Genomic DNA, 3,240 nt, shown 5'->3' on the forward strand with positions numbered 1-3,240 from the left:
CGGCCCGGCACTCGTCCGCACGGCCCGCCTCGCGGTCCGGCGGCGTCGGCGCCGTGCCGGCGCCCGCCCTGCGCAGGGCGGCCTACCCTGGTCCCCATGGGACCGAGCCGGGTGACGCCGTGGCGCGCGTGACGCTCCAGACGGTCGCGGACCGCGTCGGCGTGAGCCGCATGACGGTCTCCAACGCGTTCTCGCGACCCGACCAGCTGTCGGCCGAGCTGCGGGCGAGGATCCTCGCGGCCGCCGAGGACCTGGGGTACGTCGGGCCGGACCCGGCCGCGAGGGCGCTCGCCCGGGGGACGACGGGCGCCGTCGGCGTGCTGCTCACGGAGTCCGTGACGGCGGCGTTCCAGGACGAGGTGGCGACCGGCTTCTTCGGTGCCGTCGCGGAGGAGCTGGCTCCGACGGGCATGGCCGTGGCGCTGCTGCCGTCGGGCGGCTCGACCGACAAGATCCCCGCCCGGGACGTCCCCATCGACGGCGCGCTCGTCTACGCGTGCGCCGGTGACGCGGAGGCCCTCCACTGGCTGCAGAAGCGGCGGCTGCCGCTCGTGTTCGTCGACCAGACGCCGACCGCCGGCGCCGACGCGGTCATGCTGGACGACCGCAGCGGGGCGCGGGCCGGGGCCCAGCACCTGCTCGACCTCGGGCACCGCGTCGTCGGGCTGCTCACGATGGGCGTGAGGGCGGCGTCCGGGCTCGTCGAGCCGCGGGAGGCCGGCTCGGCCAACTACGTGGCCGCCGAGCGGGTCCGGGGCTGGCTCGACGTGCTCGAGCCGGCCGGCGCGCGCGTGGTCGCGGTGCAGATGCCCGAGAACACCGAGCGTGACGCCGAGGAGGGTGCGCGTCTCCTGCTCGAGTCGGAGGACCGCCCCACGGGCATCGTCTGCTTCTCGGACCGCATGGCGCTCGGCGTCGTCCACGCGGCGCACGACCTGGGCCTGCGCGTGCCCGAGGACGTCTCCGTCGTCGGTTTCGACGACAGCCCGCTCGCCACCCGCGTGCGCCCGTCGCTGACCACCATCCGGCAGGACGTCGCCGCCAAGGGTCGCGCGGCTGCCCACCTCCTCACGGCCGCGATCGAGCGCGCCCGCACGGGCGAGCTCGGCGAGGGCGAGCAGGTGGTCCTCCCGGCCGAGCTCGTGGTGCGCCGCTCGACCGGTCCGGCGCCCGCCGAGGTCCGCGCCGCCGCCGACGACCGCTGACCGGCCACGACGCCTCGACCGTGCCCAGCTACCGAGCCGTGCTCGCCGTCGGCCGCCTCGCGCCCGGGACCGACCCGGCGACCGTGCTGCCCGCGGCGGTGGCAGCCGCGCGCGCCGTCGTCGAGGTCGAGGCGTGGGACGTCGGCGTCGTGCGCGGAGAGGCCCGCGCGACCGTGCGCTACGTGGCCGACGACGACGACCTCGCGCTGGGCGTGGCCCGGCGGGTCCGCGCGCACGTGGCGCCGCTCGCCGACGTCGTCTCGCTCGACGTGAGCCGGCGCTACGGCCCCCGGTGGTACGGCGTGCGCGGCTGACGTCAGGCGAGGCCGCCACCCAGGTCGCCGAGCAGGTCCGTGACCCACGGCAGCCGTGACGCGGCGTCGCGCGCGAGCAGGAAGCCCGCGATGCCGATCACCCAGGCGGTCGTCTCGCTCCCCGTGCGCTCGATCCACGCGCCGAGCCGCGCGAGCGGGGCCTCGACCAGGCGGTGCGCGCCGAGCCTGAGCGCGAGCAGCGCGAGCGCCGGGACCACCATCACGACGCAGTACGCCGCCAGCACGCCGGCCTGCTGCGCCGCACCGAGGCCGGACGAGGCGATGAGCCCGGTCGCCGCGAGGTAGGGCAGCATCGTCGCCAGCTCGAGCACCGTCGCCGTGAGCGCGAGCACGGCGACCGCGCCGTAGGTCGACGCGCCGCCGTCGGCCGTCATGACGCGCTCGCGCCAGCGCAGCAGGCGCCCGCTCGGCCGCCGCTCGCCGTCCGGGCCCTTGCGCGGGCCGACGGCGAAGGAGCCGACCAGCAGCCCTGCGCCGAGCACGAGCTGGCCCGTGGCGGCCGCCGGACCGTCGAGCGCGTCGGCGCCGCGCTCGAGGAGCGCGCCGGCTCCCGCCAGCAGCGCCAGGCCGACGGCGAGGTAGAACGCGACGACGGTGGCCAGGAAGACCAGCAGCCGTGCCACGCGCACGCGCCCGGGCGTGAGCAGGAACCAGACCGGGATGAGCAGGGTCCCGAAGCTCGTGCTGTCGACGAGGGCGAGCACGGCGAGGCCGGCGAGGGTGGCGAGGTCCATGGCACGGAGCCTGGTGGCGTGTCGGTCGCCCCGCGTCGGCCGATCGCCGCACGCGCGGCCGGCCCGCGTACATCCTTCGTCCGACCCCGTGCGCGCACCGCTGTGCTGGGATGGGCGCGTGCGGGTGCTCGAGCTGTGGCGGAGCCGCGTGCGCGGGACGGCCCGAGCACGCGACGTCAGCGACGCCGTGCTCACGGGTGTCGCGGGTCTGGTGCTCGTCGCGGCCCAGGTCGAGCTGTGGACGGATCTGCGCGACCCGTGGCTGTCGCCCTGGGTGCACGTGCCGCTCCTCCTCCTCGGCTGCCTGGTCATGCTCGTCAAGCGGCGGCGGCCGCTCGTGGCGCTCGCGCTCGGAGCCGCCCTGCTGGCCGGTGACATCGCGCTCGGCGGGAGCGTCGCGCTCCTGCTCGTCGTCGTCGACCTGCTCTACTCGGCCGCGCTGCACAGCTCGCCGCGCGGCGCGGACGGCCTGCGCTCGGTCGCGGTCGCCGCGATCGTGGGCGGCGCGCTCGCCGTCCTGGCTGCCACGGGTGACGTGCGGCTCACGGTCTTCCTGACCCTCCAGCTGTTCGCGCTCATCGGGACGCCGCTGTGGTGGGGCCTCGCGGTCCGGCGGCAGAGCGAGCTCACGGCGCTCGCCCGGGAGCGCGCCGAGGACCTCGCGCGCCTGGCCGCGATGCGCGAGGCCGACGTCGTCGCGCAGGAGCGGGCGCGCATGGCGCGCGACCTGCACGACGCGATCGCCGGCAACCTCTCCGCGGTCGCGATCCACGCGGGTGCGGCGCTCGCCGTGCCCGCGGGCAGCGACGACGCCGCGGCGCGCGACCGGGCGGCCCTCGAGGCCATCCGCGCCGCGAGCGTCACGTCGCTGCAGGAGATGCGGACGATGATCGGCCTGCTCCGCGGCGGGGACGACCCCGCGCCGGCCCCGGCGCGCCTCGACGAGGCGACCCGGCTGCTGGGCGC

General features: G+C 77.4%; 4 protein-coding genes. 3 read left to right on the forward strand and 1 reads right to left on the reverse strand.

Annotated features, from left to right (window positions below):
• Both ICW40_RS19235 and ICW40_RS19240 read left to right on the forward strand, forming a co-directional pair.
• The coding region (locus ICW40_RS19235; RefSeq protein ID WP_260459472.1) for a LacI family DNA-binding transcriptional regulator at nucleotides 1-1,205 on the forward strand (1,205 nt) is incomplete at its 5' end.
• Between the two features lie 20 nt (nucleotides 1,206-1,225).
• Nucleotides 1,226-1,519, forward strand: a complete 294-nt coding sequence (locus tag ICW40_RS19240) for a hypothetical protein (RefSeq protein WP_221655598.1) — start codon at nucleotides 1,226-1,228, stop codon at nucleotides 1,517-1,519.
• Nucleotides 1,520-1,521: 2 nt separating this feature from the next.
• Here ICW40_RS19240 and ICW40_RS19245 read toward each other — a convergent pair whose 3' ends face one another.
• Nucleotides 1,522-2,274, reverse strand: a complete 753-nt coding sequence (locus ICW40_RS19245) for a GAP family protein (RefSeq protein ID WP_221655599.1) — start codon at nucleotides 2,272-2,274, stop codon at nucleotides 1,522-1,524.
• A gap of 118 nt (nucleotides 2,275-2,392) precedes the next feature.
• On the opposite strand from ICW40_RS19245, the gene ICW40_RS21685 reads away from it, so the two are divergent.
• Nucleotides 2,393-3,240: histidine kinase (locus tag ICW40_RS21685; RefSeq protein WP_308121918.1), on the forward strand; the 848-nt coding region annotated here is incomplete at its 3' end.

This window comes from Actinotalea ferrariae (genome assembly GCF_019733465.1).
Classification (GTDB): Bacteria; Actinomycetota; Actinomycetes; order Actinomycetales; family Cellulomonadaceae; genus Actinotalea; species Actinotalea ferrariae_A.